The organism is Skermanella aerolata KACC 11604, assembly GCF_000936425.1.
Classification (GTDB): Bacteria; Pseudomonadota; Alphaproteobacteria; order Azospirillales; family Azospirillaceae; genus Skermanella; species Skermanella aerolata.
Map to the genome: position 1 here is coordinate 1 of NZ_AVFK01000009.1, position 18,982 is coordinate 18,982.

Here is an 18,982-nt window from a genome sequence, read left to right on the forward strand (position 1 = left end):
TGCCGATGTTGCAGTGCGGCTTGTTCCGCTCAAATTTAGCCTTCGCCATGGTCCTTAGTCTCCATATCTATCTTCGTCACCGCCAGTTGCACTCGAGAGTCTTACGCCAACTTGGCGCGGACCTCATCGGCGATGGCCTGCGGCACCGGTTCGTAGTGGTCAAATTGCATCGCATGATGCGCGCGGCCCTGGCTGATGGACCGCAGGGTATTCACATAGCCGAACAACTTCGCCAGCGGCGCCATGGCGGTCAGGACCGCCGCATTGCCCCGCTGGTCCATCGCCTCGATCCGTCCGCGCCGGCTCCGCAGGTCGTTGACGACGCTACCCGAGAAGTCCTCGGGGGTAACGACTTCGACGCTCATGATCGGTTCCAGCAGGACGGGCCGGGCCTTTACCAGACCTTCCCGAAACGCGGAAGCAGCCGCCAGCTCGAAAGCCTGCGCCGTGCTGTCTACGTCGTGGGCATCGCCATCCACCAGGGCTACCGTCAGGTCGGTAACCGGAAACCCTGCCAGCGCCCCGGTCTCCCGAGCCGCCTCGATGCCCGCGGAAACCGCCTGGACGAAGTCCTTGGACAGGACGCCGGCGGCAAGGCGGTTTTCGAACTTCAGCCCCGCACCGGAGCCGAGGGGCTCGAGCGCGAGCTTCACCCGGGCGAACTGGCTAGCGGAACCAACCTGCTTCCGGTGCGTGTAATCGACTTCGACCGGCTGCCCGATGGTTTCCCGGTAAGCCACGCGCGGAGCGCCGAACTTGGCATCGACCCGAAACTCGCGCTTCAGGCGATCCGCAAGGATCTCCAGCTGAAGCTCACCGATACCCTTGATCACGGTAGGGCTGGCATCTCCGGCCACGACGACGCGGAAAGCCGGGTCTTCCTGTCCCATGCGCAGAAGCGCGGAGGCCAGCTTTTCCTGATCGGCCTTGCTTGCCGGCTCGACGGCGATCTCGATCACCGGCTCCGGAAACTCGATCCGCTCCAGCACGATCGGGTTGGCGACGTCGCACAGCGTGTCGCCCGTGGCGGTATGCTTGAGCCCGACGAAGGCGACGATGTCGCCGGCATGGGCCTGCCGGACATCCTCACGGGCGTTGGCCTGCATCTGCAACATCCGGCTGATACGCTCACGCTCGCCCTTGATCGGGTTGAGCACGGTCGCACCGGCCGCCAGTGTCCCCGAGTAGATGCGCCCGAACGAGAGGGAACCGACGACCGGGTCCGACATGACCTTGAAGACCAATGCCGAAAACGGCGCGGTATCCACGGCCGCGCGGGTCGCATCCGCCGGATGATCGCCCTGCTCGCCTACCTCGACCCCGTGAACGTCGCCGACATCTGCCGGAGACGGCAGATAACCGACGATGGCATCCAGCATCGGTTGAATGCCCTTGTTCCGGAAAGCCGAACCGCAAAGCACCGGAACGAAGTTCAGGTTGCAGGTACCCTTGCGGATCAGGCCCCTCAGCGCATCTTCCGACGGCACCGTTCCCGACAGGAAAGCCTCGGTCGCATCGGCGTCCTGCTCGACCGCAGCCTCGATCAGAGCGGCCCGGTACCTGGCCGCCTCATCCGCGACCTCGACCGGAACGTCGGTCTCGGAGAAGACCGCACCCAAACCTTCGTCCTTCCAGACGACAGCCTTGTTCCGTACGAGGTCCACGACACCGGTAAAGGTGCCGTCGCTGCCGATCGGCAACTGGACGATCAGCGGCCGCGCACCGATCCGGTCCGACAGCATGCCGACGATCCGGTGGAAGTCCGCCCCGGGCCGGTCCATCTTGTTGATGAAGCACAGCCGCGGGACATGGTGCTTGTCGGCCTGACGCCACGCCGTTTCCGACTGCGGCTCGACCCCGATCGTCGCATCGAACACCGCGACCGCACCATCGATGACCCGCAGGGCACGCTCGACTTCCACCAGGAAATCGATGTGGCTCGGGGTGTCGATGATGTTGATGAGATGGTCGTTCCAGAAGCAGGCGGTAGCCGCCGACGTAATCGTGATGCCCCGCTCCTCGTCCTCTTCCGACAGATCGGCGAACGCGGAGTCATCGGAGGACTCCGCGGCCTTGCCGCGTCCGGTGTAGAAGAGGATACGCTCGGTCGTGGTCGTGCGACCGGCATCGATGTGAGCCATGATGCCGATGTTGCGATACCGGTCGAGCGGTGTGGAGCGTGACATATTGCTGTTCTCGAACTTCTCTCTGGTCAGGTCGCCGTGGCGCTTACCAGCGGTAGTGCGAGAAGGCCTTGTTGGCCTCCGCCATGCGGTGCGTGTCTTCACGCTTCTTGACCGCCGAGCCGCGCTGGTTTGCGGCGTCGAGCAACTCGCCCGACAGGCGTTCCGTCATCGTGTTTTCAGACCGCGCACGCGCGCTGTTGATCAGCCACCGGATCGCCAGGGCCTGGGCGCGGTCCGAACGGACCTCGACCGGAACCTGATATGTGGCACCACCGACGCGGCGCGACCGAACTTCCAGGTGCGGTTTCACGTTGCCGAGGGCATCGTGGAACACCTGGACCGGGTCCGCCTTGGCACGGCCTTCGACGCGCTCCAGCGCGCCGTAGACGATCGCTTCCGCGACCGACTTCTTGCCGTCCAGCATCAGACAATTCATGAACTTTGTGAGGACGCGGTCGCCATACTTGGCATCCGGCAGAACCTCGCGCTTCTCCGCGCGACGACGACGAGACATCTTTCAGGATCTCCTTACTTCGGACGCTTCGCGCCGTACTTCGACCGGCGCTGCCGACGGTCCTTCACGCCCTGGGTATCGAGCGAGCCGCGGATGATGTGATAGCGCACGCCGGGAAGGTCCTTCACACGGCCGCCGCGGATCATCACCACCGAGTGTTCCTGAAGGTTGTGGCCTTCACCCGGGATGTAGCTGGTAACTTCGAAGCCGTTGGTCAGACGCACGCGGGCAACCTTACGAAGGGCCGAGTTCGGCTTCTTCGGGGTGGTCGTGTACACACGGGTGCAGACACCACGCTTCTGCGGGCACTCTTCCAGTGCCGGCACCTTGTTGCGCGCTGCCACTGGCTGGCGCGGCTTACGGATCAATTGACTGATCGTCGGCATCAGAGCCCTTCTTCCATTCAATCTCGTCGTCGGCAAACCAGATGCCAGACGATGCAAAAACCCGCCGTCGAAGCGTAAACACCGCCTCGTGCGGGTAAATCGTCAAACGCCGTCCGAAAAAGCTCGGGTGCGGCTATGTAGGGTCGGAGCCTTTTAGGCAACAGTGTCTAGTCCGCGAACGGCCTACTACCTGTCCCCCAAAAAGGTTCGCGGATAATATGGATGCGACCCCTCATCGTCAAGCGTCGTATCAGTTATTTTAAACGGTGGTCGTATGACGGACGGCGCTGCGGCGGGCAAGTGCCCGATACGGTTGTCCACGCCAGCCGTCTTTATCCGCCGTCGAGAATGCCGCACCTGCGAAGGCACTCTTTTGCCCTTCCGTGCTGACGATTGGTAAGGAATACGGAGTACCAGAGCATGCGGCATGTCGTTCGCATCGAGCCGAAGGGTACAGCAAGGGGGTAACGCCCACAGCCTGCGGCTTCCCGCCCGATCAACCTCTTGCAGACCTGGATTTATGCCGGAATGACCATGGCGGAACTGTACGTCGAGCGGACATTATTGTTTGGTACGGTCATTCCCCGGCCGTTGGCCCGGCAGAACGGCATGTGGTCCTGAATTCTTGACTGGTGAAAAGGGATGGCGAGGAACATGCGACTTCTCATTGCTGAAGACGATGAGCTCGTCGTCCTGGGTCTTACCCTCGTCATCGAGCAGTTCGGGTATGATGTATGCGGCATCGCCCGGACCGCTTCCGAAGCCGTAAGTCTCGCCGAGATCCACCGCCCGGACCTTGCGCTGATGGATGTAGCCCTTGCCGACGGATCGAGCGGCCTCCTGGCGGCCAGCGAGATCTCGGGCCGGCTCGGCATCCCGGTGGTCGTTTGCAGCGCCCATGCAACCGCCGCCGACGCATACGCGGCCGGAGCGTCGGGTTTCCTGATAAAGCCTTTCGGCATCGATGCCCTAGCCAAGGCGGTGCTTGCCGCTTTCCGGTCCAGCGGGTCCTGCACACCGCTGGCGGCGGCCTGAAGAAGCGGACGCGGCATTCACCGGCTCCACTCCGGCCTTGCTTGCCTCCCCTGCTTCAGACACCACATTGACGTCATCTCCGGCTTCTTCCAAGCTCCGGGTGCCGGACCGCACCGCGCATGCAAGCCAGAGGCACGATGTTCACCCTTCCCCTTTCGGATGACAATCCGACCCGGCAGCTGCCGGTCGTTACCTGGACTGTCATCGCCGGCTGCATCGCTGTCTTCCTTTGGCAAACCTCATTGGGCATCCGCGCGGGGAATGCGATCGTCTACTCGCTCGGCCTGATACCCGCGGTGCTCTTCGGCTCGGCGCAATTGCCGCCGGACTTGCGGCTGGTCCCGGCGCCGGTGAGCATCGTGACCTCGATGTTCCTGCATGGCGGGTGGATGCACCTGCTCGGCAACATGCTCTATCTATGGATCTTTGGGAACAACGTGGAAGACAGCATGGGACGGGGCCGTTTCGTCGTCTTCTACCTGCTGTGCGGGACGGCGGCGGCGCTGGTCCAGTCGTTCACGGCGCCGGGATCGGAGGTTCCGATGATCGGAGCCAGCGGCGCCATTGGGGGCGTTCTGGGCGCGTATCTGGTGCTCCATCCCCGTGCCAATGTCAGAATGCTGTTCGTCATCCTCTTCTTCATAAGGGTCATCAGCGTACCGGCCGCGGTCGTGCTCGGTCTCTGGTTCGTGATGCAGTTCATCAGCGGCGCCACCACGCCGACTTCCGGCGGCGACGGCGGAGTCGCCTTCTGGGCGCATGTCGGCGGTTTCGTCGCCGGTGCCGTTCTGGTTCCCTTTTTCAAAAAGCGGGATGTCAGGCTGTTCGAAGGGCCGCACAGCAGGGCTTTCCAGGTCAGTTCCGCCACCGCGCCCAGGAGGCGAGGCAGCGTTCCCCCATCGGGCCGGCGCTGGTAACGAAAAAACCTGTATTCAAAATCCATCTTCTTGAATGCCGGGAAGGACACCCCATATCAGGTGTCGCCCCCGAAAACCGTTTCCCCAATCAACTCCACTTCAATGCCTTGAAGGATGAGAGCGTGGAAACCTGTCTCTATCGGCGGGGGCACCTAAGGGTTTTGGAGGTTCGCTTTGAGCATTCATACCGACGACGCCGTCACCCCGTTCATCGAAGAGTCCCGCCGCTTTGCAATGCTGGGCGCGGATGAGGAACTGGATCTCGGCCGCCGCTGGCGGGACCATGGAGACCGGGACGCGATGCGTCAGCTGGTCGGCAGCCATCTGCGTCTGGTCATCAAGATGGCGCGGGATTTTGCCGGTTACGGCTTGCCGCTGGCCGACCTGATCGCGGAGGGCAACGTAGGCCTGATGCAGGCCGTCGAAAAATTCGATCCGGAACGCGGTTTCCGGTTCAACACATACGCGCTGTGGTGGATTCGTGCCGCCATGCAGAGCCACGTGCTGCACAACTGGTCGCTCGTCAAGCTGGGCACCACGGCCGCACAGAAGAAGCTTTTCTTCAACCTGCGCCGCGTCAAGCGCGAGATGCAGGAACTGGAGTCGGGCGATCTTTCGCCGGAAACCGTGTCGGCCATCGCTACCAAGCTGGAGGTGAACGAGGCGGACGTGGTGGATATGAACCGGCGCCTTGCGGCTGCCGACAGTTCGCTCAATGCCGTCACCGCGGCCGAAGGCGATATGGAGTGGCAGGACATGCTGGTCGACCAGCGGCCCGATCAGGAGACCATCGTGGTCGAGGCGGACGAATTGGCGTCCCGCCGGCGCCTGCTGGCACTCGGCATGGAAAAGCTCAACGATCGTGAGCGCCGCATCCTGGTCGAGCGCCGCATGAAGGACGAACCGGCGACGCTTGAAGAGCTGAGCAAGCAGTATGCGGTTTCCCGGGAGCGTGTCCGGCAGATCGAGATGCGCGCCTTCGAGAAGCTGCAGAAAGCGATGCTGACGGCGGCACCGGCGGGACGTGAACTGCTGCCGGCCGCCGCTTGATCGGATGGCGGCACGTCAGGCCCGGTGCGACGGAAGCATCGTCGTGAAACAAACATCCCGGCAGGACGCTCAGTTCGGCCGGGATGAAATCGTCTTGTGGATGGGGAACGGGATAACGTCGGCGGTGCGGCCGTGCCGGGCAGACGGCATGGATGTCATCGAAACGCCGATCCTGCCGTTCTTTTCATCGAGCGCGCCAAGATAGGCTTCCATGGAAGAATTGATGCACCTGCACATGGCAAGACTCATTTCCGCGCCACAAGTCCAGAAGGTTGCATAGGCATAGGCCTGATGCGCCATGATCGAAAACAGCAGCATGATTATGTTCGTCCTCCCGACTTACATGCGTCAATTCGCCCTCATGGTTGCTTGAAGGCAGATCCGGCGAGACAGCTTCAGTCCAGTCGCTAACAGCCTATTCTGATCTTCGTTGCCAAATCGGTAATTCCACCCGCGGCCGGACTTTCTTTCGAACAGGCCGCCGAATTGGCGCGAACGCCGTGTCGCCTTTGCGCTTCATTCGCGGGTGCGACACCGCAGTCACCCCTGAATGCCGCCCGGCGTGGGACAGTGAAGCGATCCTTTCCCAACGGCGAGCAAGATCCATGTCCGACGGCCTGTTTCAAACCACCCCGATCGTGACCGGCATTTCCGCCGTCGCGAACGACTACGACGGCTTCGTCATCGACACCGCGGGCGTACTTCATGATGGATCGGCGCTTTATCCCGGTGCGGCCGATGCCTTGCGCCACCTGAAGGCTCGCGGCAAGAAGATTTGCCTCCTGACCAACCAGGCGAGACGCGCCGCATCGGCCGCGAAACTGCTCGACGACATGGGATTGGAGCGGGATCTCTACGACCACCTGCTGACGTCGGGCGAACTCGCTCACCAGTGGCTGCGCCACCGGCCAGAGGAGTGGCTGCGGGACCTTGGCACCGCCTGCCTGCATTTCGGTCCGATCCGCGACGCCGAACTGATCCATGGATTGGACATGGAAGCGGTGGACCAGCCCTATCTGGCGCAGTTCGTCCTTTGCACCGGCTTCAACGAGGTCGAGGACGTCCTTGCCGACTACGAAGAGGTTTTCCGGATCTGCATCTCCAAGGATTTGCCGCTTCTGTGCGCCGATCCGGAGCGTTGGCGCCTTGCCGGCGGCGAGCGGCTTCATGCAGCCGGCGCCATGGCGAGGCGCTATGGCAAACTCGGCGGCGACGTCGAGTACTGCGGCTTGCCCTTCGCGGACTTGTACGAGCGCTGCTTCGACGTCCTGAAGATCGCCGACCGTTCCCGCATCCTCGCGATCGGCGACAACCTGACGACGGACATTGCGGGCGCGGGTGGCGTCGGGATCGACTCCGTACTGGTCACCGGAGGGATCCACCGGGAAGAGTTCGGGACCGTCTGGGGCGAGCCGCCGACGGAGGAGCGGCTGCATTGCATCGTCGCAGCTACGCCGAAGCCCCCCTGCGCGGCTCTCGCCGCATTCGTCTGGTAGAAAACCCGCCTTGCGTCCGGCCTACATCAGGATCAAGGCCGCCAGCCCCAGGAAGGCGAAGAAGCCGACCACGTCGGTAACGGTGGTGAGGAAGACGGTGCTCGCCACCGCCGGATCGATCTTCAGTCTGGCCAGCCCGAGCGGGATCAGCGTGCCGCACAGACCTGCGATGAACAGGTTGACGATCATCGCGATGCCGATGACGATCCCGATCAGGCGGTCTTCGAACCACAGCCCGGCCACGACTCCGACGATCACGGCGAAAAGCGCACCGTTGATCGTCCCGATCAGTGCCTCCTTGGCGACCACGCGCATGGCATTGGCCTCGGACAGCTCGCGCATCGCCAATGCCCTGACCGCAACCGTCAGCGTCTGGGTGCCGGCATTGCCGCCCATGGATGCGACGATGGGCATCAGGACGGCCAGCGCCACGATGTGCTGGATCGTCGTTTCGAACATCGAGATCACGCCCGATGCCAGGATCGCCGTCAGCAGATTGACGAACAGCCAGGAAAAGCGGGAGCGGGTCGTATCCAGGACGGCCCGGTAGATATCGGTATCGGGAACGCCGCTCAGCTTCAGCAGGTCGTCCTCGGCTTCCTCGTCGATCACGTCCACCACGTCGTCGACGGTGATCACGCCCAGCAGCCGACCGGCGGAATCCACGACGGGAGCAGATACCAGCCCGTACTGACGGAACAGGAAAGCCACTTCCTCCTGGTCGGTGATCGCCTGGACCGTCCGGATGTCCTCCGTCAGGATGTCAGCCAGCCGGACCGACCGCTTCTGGCGCATGACCCGGCTGACCGGCACCGCCCCCACCACGCGCCGCATCGAATCGACGATGAAGACGTCGTAGAAGTCTTCCGGCAAAGCATCGGCTTCGGTGCGCAGGTAGTCCAGCGTCTTGCCGACGGTCCAAAACTGTGGCACCGACACCAGATCGCGGGACATCAGGCGGCCGGCGCTGTCTTCGGGGAAGGTCAGGCCTTCCTCGACGACCGCGCGGGTTTCGGGCGGCAGGTTGTCCAGGATCTCGCGCTGCTGATGGGCATCGAGATCCTCGATCAGGTCGATCGCGTCGTCGCTTTCCAGTTCGGCGACGGCCGCAGCCAGTTCCTTCGGCTCGAGCTGGTCCAGCACCACTTCGCGAAGCGACTGGCTGAGATAGGCGAAGATCTCGGCATCGAAGGACGGCCGGAGAAGATCGATCAGTGGGCCGCGCAAGTCCGGCCCGATCTGCTCGATCAGGTCGGCAAGGTCGGCGGCATGAAGGCCGGCGATCTTGCCGCCCGCCTCCGAAATCCGCCCCTGGTCGAGGCAGTCGCGCACTTCGGAGACGAGTTCGTGCGAGACGCCGAACTCGTAATCCACCCTGCCGTCCCGGTCGGGTTCGACCGGCGGGGGCCGCCCGATATCAGGAGCCGCTTCGGTCACCCCGCCCTCACCACCCTGCCGCAGGTATGTAATCGCCGGGTAGAATTCCCCGGATCGTCTTTACGCCTTGGCGGCCGCTTCCGAAGCCGAGACCTGAGCGTCCACCGTGGCAAGGGCCGACATGTTGACGATGCCGCGCACCGTGACCGACGGCGTCAGGATGTGCGCCGGCTTGTCGACGCCCAGCAGCACCGGACCGACCGACAACCCGTCGCCCATCACCTTGGTCATGTTGAAGGCGATGTTGGCCGCATCCAGGTCGGGCATGACCAGCAGGTTGGCCTGCCCCTTCAGCCGCGAGTTCGGGAAGATCCGTGCCCGGATCTCCTCCGATAGAGCGCTGTCGGCGTGCATCTCGCCTTCGACTTCCAGATCGGGGCAACGCCGCGTGATCTCGACCAGTGCCTCGCGCATCTTCACGGCCGACGGGCTGTCATGGCTGCCGAAATTGCTGTGCGACAGCAAGGCAACCTTCGGGGTCAGGCCGAATCGCTTGATCTCCTCGGCCGCCAGGGCGGTCATCTCGGAGATCTCCGCGACGGTCGGGTCCGGCGACACATAGGTGTCGCACATGAAGAAGGTGCCCTTGTTCATGATCAGCAGGTTGAGCGCCGCCGGGGTCCGGACGCCGGGGCGAAGTCCGACGACGTTCTTGATGTCGGACAGATGCGTCCGGTACTTGCCGATCGTGCCGCAGATCATGGCGTCGGCATCGCCCCGGCGCACCATCAGCGCACCGATCACCGTGGTGTTGGTGCGCACCACCGTCCGCGCCACATCGGGCGAAATGCCGCTGCGTTCCATCAGGCGGTGGTAGAGCGTCCAGTAGTCGTTGTAGCGGTGGTCGTTCTCGGGATCGACCAGCTCGACGTTGTCGCCCAGGCGTATACGGAGGCCGAGCTTCTCGATGCGGCGGCTCACGACGTCCCGGCGGCCGATCAGGATCGGCTTGGCGAGCCGGTCGTCGAGCACGACCTGGACGGCGCGGAGCACCCGCTCCTCCTCGCCCTCGGCATAGACAACGCGGCGCGGGTCCTGCTTGGCGCGGATGAACACCGGGCGCATGACCAGCCCGGAGCGGAAGACGAACTCGTTCAGCTTGTCGACATAGGCCGGGAAGTCGGTGATCGGACGGGTAGCGACACCGCTGTCCATCGCCGCCTTGGCGACGGCCGGAGCGATCTGGAGGATCAGGCGCGGGTCGAACGGCTTGGGGATCAGGTGATCCGGACCGAAGCCCGAGACCTGATCGCCATAGGCCGACGCCACGATGTCGCTCGCCTCGGCCATCGCCAGGTCGGCGATCGCGCGCACTGCGGCGATCTTCATCGCTTCGTTGATCGTGGTCGCACCGACGTCCAGCGCGCCGCGGAAGATGAAGGGGAAGCAAAGGACGTTGTTGACCTGATTGGGATAGTCCGACCGTCCGGTCGCCAGGATCGCGTCGGGCCGCACCGCTTTCGCCTCTTCCGGCATGATCTCCGGCGTCGGGTTGGCCAGCGCCAGGATCAGCGGGTTGGGAGCCATCTTCTCGACCATGGCGGCCTTCAGGACGCCCGGAGCCGACAGTCCCAGGAAGATATCGGCGCCGGCGATGACCTCGCCCAGGTTTCGGGCATCTGTTTCCTGCGCGAAGCGCTCCTTGCGCGGATCCATCAGTTCGTTGCGGCCCTTGTAGACCACGCCGACGATGTCGGTGACAGTGATGTTGCCGACCGGCATGCCCATGTCGACCAGCAGGTCCAGGCAAGCCAGCGATGCGGCGCCGGCGCCGGACGCGACCAGACGCACGTCCTCGATCTTCTTGCCGACGACCCGCAGGCCGTTCAGGATGGCGGCGCCGACGATGATGGCGGTGCCGTGCTGGTCATCGTGGAAGACGGGGATCTTCATCCGGGCACGAAGCTTCTCTTCGATGTAGAAGCATTCCGGCGCCTTGATGTCTTCCAGGTTGATGCCGCCGAAGGTCGGCTCCATCGCGGCGATAATTTCGACGAGTTTGTCCGGGTCGTTCTGGTCCAGTTCGATGTCGAAGACGTCGATGCCGGCGAACTTCTTGAACAGGACGCCTTTGCCTTCCATTACCGGTTTGGCGGCGAGCGGGCCGATCGATCCCAGTCCCAGAACAGCCGTACCGTTGGTGATGACCGCGACAAGGTTGGCGCGGCTGGTGACGGTGCTGGCTTCGGCCGGGTCGGCGACGATCGCTTCGCAAGCCGCGGCGACTCCCGGCGAATAGGCAAGTGCCAGATCGCGCTGGGTCGCCAGCGGCTTGGTTGGCGCTACGGCTATCTTTCCGGGTGTCGGATGGCGATGGTAATCCAGTGCCGCGTCCCGCAGATTTTCAGCCATAGTTTCCCCCGGCCCCCTTTGAAAATTTAGTACGGCAATATCCGCACCTGATTTCGGGACGGTCTATATGCGATATCCACCGTTGTCCAGAATAGAGTGCATCGCCGGGCGCGGGTCAGATGGCCCTGAAATGAATGGATTTATGACAATCATCCGGCGATGCCGGATCGGTCGCCGAGGATCAGTTCGGCAACTTCCATCGGCAGGCCGCCACGCGCCGCCAGCACCTGTGCCTTGAGCACGGCGGTAACCGTCATCGCATCCGTTATGGTGCCGTCGAGCACATAGTCGAGCACTTGCCCAAAAGGCGTGCGGACCACCGTCAGGGCTTCGGTATCTTCCGGCTCCGACTCCGTATGCTCCAGGTCCCAGGCGAGATAGATGACGCCATGTTCGTCGCAGATGCTGTTGGACGTATGTAGGCGCAGCAGTTCCGACCATCGATGCGCGATGACGCCGGTTTCCTCCCGCAGTTCACGCTTGGCTTCCTCGATCGGTTCGACTTCCAGCCCACCGCCGCCTTCCGGCATTTCCCAGCTGTAGGCATTCAGCGAATACCGGAACTGTCCGACCAGTTGGACGCAGCCGTCCGCGTCGATCGGCAGGACGCCGATGGCTTTGCTCTTCATATGGACGACGCCGTAGATGCCCGGCTTGCCGGCGGGATTGATGACGTCGTGTTCGGTTACCCTGATCCACTTGTTCTCGTACCGGATCTCTCCGGTCAGGGTCTTCCAGGGGCTTTCCTGGGATACGGCGGGCAGTGTCGAGGATATGGGATGCGGCGCCCGCGAGTTGGGCCGGGAAGTCGGCATAATCGCTCCAGAGGGATGCTTGATCGGAACAACTTGAACAACCGGGCCGGAATACCGGAGCAGGCTCGGCTGGAAAATCCGGCCCGGTCAGGCGATCGGCGAAGCCAGGGCCGCCACGATCTTCCCCCACCGCGCCAGGTTGGTGGTGAATTCGGACAGCGGCACAGGTCTGCCGAGCAGGTATCCCTGGATCATGCTGCATTTGCGTTCCCGCAGGAAGGCCAATTGCGCCACCGTCTCGACTCCCTCGGCGACCACGGAATGGCCAAGCTGGGCCGCGAGATTGATGATCGCGGATACCACCGTCGCGCTGTTGCCATCGTGCCCGCAGTGCTGGATGAAGCTGCGGTCGATCTTCAAGGTGTCGATGGGCAGTTTCGTCAGATAGCTCAGGCTGGAATAGCCGGTGCCGAAATCGTCGATCGACAGCGCCACGCCAAGGCGCTTGATCTGGTTGAACGCCTCGATGCTTTGCGTCGCCTCGGTCATGATGATGGTTTCGGTCAGCTCCAGTTCCAGCCATTCCGGCGCCAGTCCTGTTTCGGCAAGGATGCCGGCGATCCGGGCGACCAGGTCGGGATCGCGGAACTGCTGCATTGACAGGTTGACCGACAGGTGGAGCCGCTGCCCGGCGGCATGCAGACCCATGGCATCCCGGCATGCCGTCCGCAGGACCCATTCGCCGATCGGCACGATCATGCCGATCTCCTCCGCCAGCGGGATGAACTCGTCCGGCGGGACCATCCCGCGGATCGGGTGGCGCCAGCGCAGCAGCGCTTCCATGCCGTATATGTCGCCAGCGGTGATATCGGCCTTCGGCTGGTAATAGACCTCCAGTTCGGCATGATCGATCGAGCGGCGCAGATCGCTCTCCAACTCCAGCCGGCGCATCATCTTGTGCGTCATGTCGGCGGTGAAGAAGCTGATGGTGTTCCGGCTCCGCCGCTTCGATTCGTACATCGCTATGTCGGCGTGCTTGAGCAGCGTTTCGGCGTCGCCGCCGTCCTCGGGAAACTGGCTGATGCCGATGCTGCCCGTGACCACTTCGACCTCGGGCTCGCTGAAATGCTGCCGGAGGCTTTTCAGTATACGATGGCAGACGTGAGAAACGCTCTCCGGCAGGCTGGTGTCTCCGATCACGATTATGAATTCGTCGCCACCCAGCCGGGCCACCGTGTCGGAATCTCGCACGCAGGACTTCAGCCGCCGCGCCACCTCGATCAGCAGCTTGTCGCCCATGTCGTGGCCGAAACAGTCGTTGATCGTCTTGAAGTGGTCGAGATCGATGAACAGCAGGGCAATGCCGTGGCCGTTCCGCCGGGCGACGGCGATGGCCTGCTCGATGCGCTTGGACAGCAGCAGGCGGTTGGGCAATCCGGTCAATGCGTCGTGATAGGCCTGATGCTTGATCTGCTCGTCCTTGCGGTGAAGATCGGTGATGTCGTTGAAGATCGCCACATAGCGGCTGGGCCGCCCCTGGGCATCGAGAACCTGGGTGATCGTCGCCCATTCAAGGAATATCTCGCCGTTCTTGCGCCGGTTCCAGATCTGGCCCTGCCAGCTTCCCTCCTTCTTGAGGCTTTCCCATAGGATTCCCGGAAAATCGTCGCCTTGCAGGCCGGACCGCAGCAGGCGCGGCGACTGGCCGACGGCTTCCTGCTCGTCGTAGCCGGTGATCCGGGTGAAGGCGGGATTGACCGAGACGATGATGCCCCGTGCGTCGGTGACGAAGATACCCTCGACCGTGTGCCGGAAGACGCTGGCGGCCATTTCGAGTTCCGCCTGGTTTCGCTCCCGTTCGGTGACGTCTTCCGACAGGCAGGCGATCTCTCCGGTCGGCAGCCGGATGAAATGCGTGTTCCGGCAATCGAGCGCCTTGCCGCCCTCGTCATGCTGGATGCTGAACCGCGATTCCGGCCTGCCGGTCCGCCAGACGCGCCGGACCGCATCCAGCGTCGCGAGCGCGGTCTCCGTGGAGACGGGACCGGCCGTGGCGAGCGGCGCCGCCGATGCCGCATCCCGCAACGGCTTGCCGACCATCTGGTCCCGATCCGTGAGGCACGCTGCCTCCGCCGCGGGATTCATGTCGGCGACGACGAATTCGGTGCCCTCGTCTTGCGGCTGGAGGATGACGACGCTGTCGCTCATCGTTTCGAACAGGTCGCGGAAACGTCGCTCGCTTGCAAGGAATGCCATTTCCGCGAGCTTCCGGTCGGTGACGTCCTGAAGCGTTTCGACCGCGCCGACGATAGTGCCGTTCTTGTCGAACAGGGGGGCCGCGGTGAAGAACAGCCAGTGTGGACCGCCCTGAAAAACCGGAAAGAGGTCCTCGGCTTCGTATGCGCCGCTGATCAGGGCCGACTTGCGGTATTTTCCGCCGTAGTATCGCTCATAGGCCTCTTCCCCGGCCTGATCGACAATCAAGTCGGCCAGGCAGGGCCGGTCCTTGCCGTAGAAGATTTCACGTTGCCTGCGTGTCCCTATTATGGTTGCCGCCGGAACGGAAAATATCGCCTCGCATGCCCGGTTCCAGTGGGTAACGACATGGTTCTCGTCGATGACGAAGGTGGGTACGGGGCTGCCCTCGATGATTTGTGACAAACAGTCGCGCTCGCTGCCGTGCTCCACCTTGATCCGACGGCGTTCGGTCAACGCATCGCACTCCCGGTGGTCACGTCTGTTGGCCGGAGCCGCGCTGCGACCGTTATCGGTCATTATTGTAGCTCCCCCCTTCGGATGCGAAGGGAAACAGATCTTCCCCGGCGCAAGCCATGTCTGACGTACCCAATTTACGTGCACGGACGACTTATGCATTTTAAACGATTTTGAACTTTGATCGGGATGATCCATATCAAAACCGGATATCGATTCTCGATGGATTTTTGCCTTTGGTTTCAACCGTCGAGCATACTCTTATATTAGGAGCGAAAGCTTCCTGATTTGCTCGCAATAGGCATTGTCTCATGCTATATCCCCCGCCGCCTGAGAACCGTTCCGCATGGATGCGCGTTCTTCAGGGTGCACTGGCCCGATGGTGTTTGATTCCGATTCTCTAAATTTGCCGTGACGCCAATCCAAAGAAGCTGCCGGCAAGAGGAAGATTTTGATGTGGTCAATGCTCAGAAGTACCTGGGCTTTTCGGTACTTCATCGTTTCGTCGATCAAAACTGAGTTTATGAGCCGTTTCATCAGAAGCCGGATCGGCGGTATCTGGATGATCATCAATCCGTTGGTCCAAGTTTGTATCTATGCCCTGATATTATCATCCCTGCTATCGGCCCGACTTCCGGAACTGGCCGATCAGACCTACGGATATGCGATCTACCTGACGGCGGGCATCCTGTGCTGGTCCCTTTTCTCCGATGTCGTCACACGCTGCCTGACGATCTTCATCGAGAACGGCAACATCCTGAAGAAGATGGTTTTTCCCAAGATCTGCCTGCCGCTGATCACGACCGGGACCGCTCTCGTCAACAATGGGTTGCTGCTGCTGGCGATCATCGCGGTCTTCGCCGTGCTGGGTCACGGCGTGTCCCCGTCGATCCTGCTGCTGCCCGTCCTCACGGCACTTACCCTGGCGCTGGCGCTCGGTTTCGGGATCGTGCTCGGCATCCTCAACGTGTTCATCCGGGACATCGGACAAGTCATTCCCCTGGTGCTTCAGATCGGCTTCTGGTTCACCCCGGTGGTCTATGTCCCCAGCGTCCTCCCCGACGGACTGCGGGCGATGCTGTTCCTCAACCCGCTCTATCCGCTGGTCTCGGCCTATCACGAGGTGCTGGTATTCGGCAGGACGCCGGATCTCTCGGCGCTGACCGGCACAGCCCTGCTGGCTTTCGGGTTGATGGCTGCCGGCATGTTCATGTTCCGGCGTGCCGGCGCCGAGATGGTCGACGTGCTATGACCGCGACCGTTCTGCATGTCGACGGATTGGGCAAGGCGTTCCGCACCTATCGGAGCGAATGGTCCCGGGTGCTCTCCTGGTTCGGCGGAAAGCCCGATATCCTCAAGGAACAGTGGGTGCTGCGAAACATCGGCTTTCGCGTGGCTCCGGGAGAAGCGATCGGTCTGGTCGGTCAGAACGGCGCCGGCAAGAGCACGCTGCTGAAGCTGATCACCGGAACCCTTCGCCCGACCGCGGGCCGAGTGGATGTCCACGGCCGGATCGCCGCGATCCTGGAACTCGGCATGGGCATGAACCCGGAGTTCACCGGCCGCCAGAACGTCTACAACGTCGCCGGCCTGATGGGTTTCACCCGCGATCGGATCGACACGCTGATGCCCGAAATCAAGGACTTCGCCGAGATCGGCGACTACTTCGACCAGCCCTTGCGGATCTATTCGAGCGGCATGCAGATGCGGGTCGCGTTCAGCGTCGCGACGGCGGTAAAGCCCGACATCCTGATCGTGGACGAGGCGCTGTCGGTCGGCGACGCCTATTTCCAGCACAAGAGCTTCGACCGCATCCGCGAATTCCGCGAGCACGGCACGACGCTGCTGATCGTTTCGCACGACCGATCCGCCATCCAGACGCTGTGCGACAGGGCGATCCTGCTGGAGCGTGGCGCACAGATCAAGGACGGCACCCCGGAAGAGGTCATGGACCTCTACAACGCCCTGCTGGCGGAGCGGCAGGAGCAGACGGTCGAGGTAAGGCGGCACGATACCGGCAGGACGCAGACCGTTTCCGGCACTTTGGAAGCTGTGGTCCAGGATATCGGGCTGTTCAACGGCCGCGACGAACCCGTGGAGTTCGTGAATGTCGGCGATCCCGTGACATTGCGCATCCGGGTTCGGATCGATCGGTCCCTGCCGCGTCTGGTCCTCGGCTACATGATAAAGGACCGGCTGGGACAGACGATGTTCGGGACCAACACCTTCCACACCGAACAGATACTGGAAGACTTGGAAGCCGGCAGTGTCGTCACCTACACCGCTGCGTTCCACGCAAACCTTGGGCCGGGCAGCTATTCGATCGCGACCGCTCTGGTCAGTTCCGACACGCACCTGATCAACAACTATGAATGGCGAGACTTGGCGCTGATGTTCACCGTCAGCAACCATGACAAGCCTTACTTCATTGGAACCGCCTGGGTCCCGCCCTCCATCAGGATCGAGCGCTGATGCCGTTCATCTCCTTTGCCCAAAATCTGGAAGATGTCGTTCTCCATCGAGCCCTATGCGATGTTACGCAAGGATTCTACGTGGATGTCGGCGCAAATAGTCCGGATGAGCAATCCGTCACGAGGGCGTTCTATGAACGGGGGTGGCGGGGCATCAACATCGAACCGGCGCAGGGCTTCCACGATGAACTCGTGGCGGCGCGGCCCCATGACATAAATCTGGCCGTCGCCGCCGGTGACAGCATAGGTACCGTCACCTTCTACGACATCCCCGGCAGCGAGCTATCGACCGGCGACCCGGACCTGGCCCGGCGCCATCAATATTCAGGATTGAATGCGGTCCAGCGCCAGGTGCCGCTGGATACGCTAGACAACATCTTCGAAACTCACGGGGTGACGGTCGTCCATTTCCTGAAGATCGATGTCGAGGGCATGGAAACGGCGGTGCTTCGCGGCCTGTCGTTGCGTACGATACGGCCGTGGATCATCCTGGTCGAAGCGACGGTCGCCCGGACTCAGATCCCCAACCATCAGGACTGGGATCCGCTCCTTACCGGCCGGGGCTATCGTTTCGCCCATTTCGACGGGTTGAACCGCTTCTACGTCGCCGAAGAGAAAACAGAGCTGATCCCCCGCCTCGAGATCCAGCCGAATATCTTCGACGATTGGTTCCGTGCCCACGATTGGGTCGCCCGCCAGCAGGCAGCCGCCTTGAGCAGGCAGATCGCGAACGATCACGCGTGGCTGGATACCGAGCGGGAGGTGCGGCGCGCCGAAGCCGAAGCCCGTACGCACGAAGCCGAAGCACGCAGACAGGAACTCGAAACCCGCAGGCACGAAGCCGGGGTTCGGACCCGTGAAACGGATATTCGGACAGAAGAGGCCGAAGCACGCATAGAGGAAGCCGAACTCAGGGCGCGCGAGATCGAAGCCCGGGCCGATGAAGCCGCCATCCGCCGATTGGAAGCCGCTACGCGCCATCAGGAGCTCGGAATCCGCCAGGAAGAAGCCGACCTGCGCGAGCGAGAGGCCGAACTCCGACGTGAAGAGTTGCAGGTGCACGACCACGAGATCGCGCAAAGGCAGGCCGAGCTGGCGGCATGGCGGGCAGACGTCGATGCCCGTCTGGCGGAGTGGCAGCGCGTCGGACATGAGAACGCGGCGCTGCACCAGCACATCGCCGAACAGCAAGCCATGATCGCCTCGCTGAACGGGTACATCGAGGCTGTCCGGGTCAGCGTCTCGTGGCGGCTGACCTCTCCGGTCCGGGCACTGAAGCGGGCGATCGTGGCGGCCAGATCGGTGACTATCATGACACTGGCCCGCAAGGCCCGCCCGCCCGCCGTGCGGGCCGCGCGGAAGGCAGCCCGCTGGGCAGCCGACCGGCCGCTCATCAAGAAGGCAGCGTTGCCGATCCTACTCCGTCATCCATGGCTGGAGCGTAAGGCGCGTGCACTGCTCGCCCGCCCGGTGTTTGCGCCGGAAGCGGCGGCCCCTCAAGTGCAGGCCGTCGGGGCCGTGGAAGCCTTGCCGGCCCCGGCTGTCGCGCATGGCGGCATCCCGGGCGCGGGCTTCCTGGATGCCCAACCCCTTATCAGCCGGCAAATGTCGGCCACAGAACGCAATTTCGAGGCGACGCTCAGGCGCGCACTCGCGCGGACACGCTGAGCA

16 protein-coding genes are annotated in these 18,982 nt (G+C 62.8%); 7 read left to right on the plus strand and 9 right to left on the minus strand.

All coding sequences use genetic code 11. The annotated features are described in order from the left end of the window. Nucleotides 1-101 precede the first annotated feature (101 nt). From fusA to rpsL, 3 genes are read right to left on the minus strand one after another with little or no spacing between them, the layout of a single operon-like run. On the minus strand, nucleotides 102-2,186 hold the full coding sequence (fusA, locus tag N826_RS13185) for an elongation factor G (protein WP_044429466.1): 2,085 nt from the start codon (nucleotides 2,184-2,186) through the stop codon (nucleotides 102-104). Between the two features lie 43 nt (nucleotides 2,187-2,229). Beyond that, complete coding sequence (rpsG, locus tag N826_RS13190) at nucleotides 2,230-2,700, minus strand: 30S ribosomal protein S7 (RefSeq protein WP_037461345.1); 471 nt, start codon at nucleotides 2,698-2,700, stop codon at nucleotides 2,230-2,232. Nucleotides 2,701-2,714: 14 nt separating this feature from the next. Further along, nucleotides 2,715-3,086 (minus strand): 30S ribosomal protein S12, encoded by a 372-nt coding sequence (gene rpsL / locus N826_RS13195; RefSeq protein WP_044429470.1) that lies wholly within the window; start codon nucleotides 3,084-3,086, stop codon nucleotides 2,715-2,717. 654 nt (nucleotides 3,087-3,740) lie between these two features. On the opposite strand from rpsL, the gene N826_RS13200 reads away from it, so the two are divergent. The 3 genes from N826_RS13200 to rpoH all read left to right on the plus strand — a co-directional run bounded on the left by N826_RS13200 (nucleotide 3,741) and on the right by rpoH (nucleotide 6,088). Further along, nucleotides 3,741-4,121 (plus strand): response regulator, encoded by a 381-nt coding sequence (locus N826_RS13200; RefSeq protein WP_169789343.1) that lies wholly within the window; start codon nucleotides 3,741-3,743, stop codon nucleotides 4,119-4,121. Between the two features lie 137 nt (nucleotides 4,122-4,258). Continuing rightward, nucleotides 4,259-5,038, plus strand: a complete 780-nt coding sequence (locus N826_RS13205; RefSeq protein ID WP_044429474.1) for a rhomboid family intramembrane serine protease — start codon at nucleotides 4,259-4,261, stop codon at nucleotides 5,036-5,038. 174 nt (nucleotides 5,039-5,212) lie between these two features. After that, nucleotides 5,213-6,088, plus strand: a complete 876-nt coding sequence (gene rpoH / locus N826_RS13210) for an RNA polymerase sigma factor RpoH (RefSeq protein WP_044429476.1) — start codon at nucleotides 5,213-5,215, stop codon at nucleotides 6,086-6,088. A gap of 69 nt (nucleotides 6,089-6,157) precedes the next feature. Here rpoH and N826_RS13215 read toward each other — a convergent pair whose 3' ends face one another. Beyond that, entirely contained in the window at nucleotides 6,158-6,406 is a 249-nt protein-coding gene (locus tag N826_RS13215; RefSeq protein ID WP_044429478.1) for a hypothetical protein, read from the minus strand. 287 nt (nucleotides 6,407-6,693) lie between these two features. Between N826_RS13215 and N826_RS13220 the strand changes: the two genes are divergently transcribed. Continuing rightward, the gene (locus N826_RS13220) at nucleotides 6,694-7,584 is read left to right on the plus strand and encodes a TIGR01459 family HAD-type hydrolase (RefSeq protein ID WP_044429480.1); all 891 of its coding nucleotides are present in this window, start codon (nucleotides 6,694-6,696) and stop codon (nucleotides 7,582-7,584) included. A gap of 21 nt (nucleotides 7,585-7,605) precedes the next feature. Here the strand turns inward: N826_RS13220 and mgtE are convergent, their stop codons facing one another. From mgtE to N826_RS44175, 5 genes are all read right to left on the minus strand, one after another. After that, the gene (gene mgtE, locus N826_RS13225) at nucleotides 7,606-9,021 is read right to left on the minus strand and encodes a magnesium transporter (RefSeq protein ID WP_044429482.1); all 1,416 of its coding nucleotides are present in this window, start codon (nucleotides 9,019-9,021) and stop codon (nucleotides 7,606-7,608) included. A gap of 60 nt (nucleotides 9,022-9,081) precedes the next feature. Beyond that, nucleotides 9,082-11,373, minus strand: a complete 2,292-nt coding sequence (locus N826_RS13230) for an NADP-dependent malic enzyme (RefSeq protein WP_044429484.1) — start codon at nucleotides 11,371-11,373, stop codon at nucleotides 9,082-9,084. Nucleotides 11,374-11,522: 149 nt separating this feature from the next. Then, complete coding sequence (locus N826_RS13235) at nucleotides 11,523-12,188, minus strand: NUDIX domain-containing protein (RefSeq protein WP_084720725.1); 666 nt, start codon at nucleotides 12,186-12,188, stop codon at nucleotides 11,523-11,525. Between the two features lie 87 nt (nucleotides 12,189-12,275). Continuing rightward, nucleotides 12,276-14,903, minus strand: a complete 2,628-nt coding sequence (locus N826_RS13240; protein ID WP_052831183.1) for a sensor domain-containing protein — start codon at nucleotides 14,901-14,903, stop codon at nucleotides 12,276-12,278. Nucleotides 14,904-15,149: 246 nt separating this feature from the next. Then, nucleotides 15,150-15,410 carry a hypothetical protein gene (locus N826_RS44175; protein WP_169789342.1) on the minus strand — a complete coding sequence of 87 codons (261 nt, stop codon included), beginning with the start codon at nucleotides 15,408-15,410 and terminating at the stop codon, nucleotides 15,150-15,152. Here N826_RS44175 and N826_RS13245 point away from each other — a divergent pair. The 3 genes from N826_RS13245 (at nucleotide 15,403) to N826_RS39950 (ending at nucleotide 18,979) form a co-directional block, all read left to right on the plus strand. After that, the gene (locus tag N826_RS13245; RefSeq protein WP_244619605.1) at nucleotides 15,403-16,092 is read left to right on the plus strand and encodes an ABC transporter permease; all 690 of its coding nucleotides are present in this window, start codon (nucleotides 15,403-15,405) and stop codon (nucleotides 16,090-16,092) included. The two genes, N826_RS44175 and N826_RS13245, sit on opposite strands and share 8 nt — an antisense overlap. Further along, complete coding sequence (locus N826_RS13250) at nucleotides 16,089-17,312, plus strand: ABC transporter ATP-binding protein (RefSeq protein ID WP_044429488.1); 1,224 nt, start codon at nucleotides 16,089-16,091, stop codon at nucleotides 17,310-17,312. The genes N826_RS13245 and N826_RS13250 overlap by 4 nt, the downstream gene beginning before the upstream one ends. 80 nt (nucleotides 17,313-17,392) lie before the next feature. After that, on the plus strand, nucleotides 17,393-18,979 hold the full coding sequence (locus tag N826_RS39950) for an FkbM family methyltransferase (protein WP_169789344.1): 1,587 nt from the start codon (nucleotides 17,393-17,395) through the stop codon (nucleotides 18,977-18,979). The last annotated feature ends 3 nt before the right edge of the window (nucleotides 18,980-18,982 follow it).

Excerpts from the sequence above, each read along its gene's own strand:
- fusA (WP_044429466.1), bottom strand. The coding sequence starts at position 2,186 with ATGTCACGCTCCACACCGCTCGACCGGTATCGCAACATCGGCATCATG.
- N826_RS13205 (WP_044429474.1), top strand. The coding sequence starts at position 4,259 with ATGTTCACCCTTCCCCTTTCGGATGACAATCCGACCCGGCAGCTGCCG.
- rpsL (WP_044429470.1), bottom strand. The coding sequence starts at position 3,086 with ATGCCGACGATCAGTCAATTGATCCGTAAGCCGCGCCAGCCAGTGGCA.
- N826_RS13250 (WP_044429488.1), top strand. The coding sequence starts at position 16,089 with ATGACCGCGACCGTTCTGCATGTCGACGGATTGGGCAAGGCGTTCCGC.
- N826_RS13245 (WP_244619605.1), top strand. The coding sequence starts at position 15,403 with ATGATCATCAATCCGTTGGTCCAAGTTTGTATCTATGCCCTGATATTA.
- N826_RS13235 (WP_084720725.1), bottom strand. The coding sequence starts at position 12,188 with ATGCCGACTTCCCGGCCCAACTCGCGGGCGCCGCATCCCATATCCTCG.
- N826_RS13200 (WP_169789343.1), top strand. The coding sequence starts at position 3,741 with ATGCGACTTCTCATTGCTGAAGACGATGAGCTCGTCGTCCTGGGTCTT.
- N826_RS13230 (WP_044429484.1), bottom strand. The coding sequence starts at position 11,373 with ATGGCTGAAAATCTGCGGGACGCGGCACTGGATTACCATCGCCATCCG.
- N826_RS13220 (WP_044429480.1), top strand. The coding sequence starts at position 6,694 with ATGTCCGACGGCCTGTTTCAAACCACCCCGATCGTGACCGGCATTTCC.
- N826_RS13240 (WP_052831183.1), bottom strand. The coding sequence starts at position 14,903 with ATGACCGATAACGGTCGCAGCGCGGCTCCGGCCAACAGACGTGACCAC.
- rpsG (WP_037461345.1), bottom strand. The coding sequence starts at position 2,700 with ATGTCTCGTCGTCGTCGCGCGGAGAAGCGCGAGGTTCTGCCGGATGCC.
- N826_RS44175 (WP_169789342.1), bottom strand. The coding sequence starts at position 15,410 with ATGATCATCCAGATACCGCCGATCCGGCTTCTGATGAAACGGCTCATA.
- N826_RS13215 (WP_044429478.1), bottom strand. The coding sequence starts at position 6,406 with ATGCTGCTGTTTTCGATCATGGCGCATCAGGCCTATGCCTATGCAACC.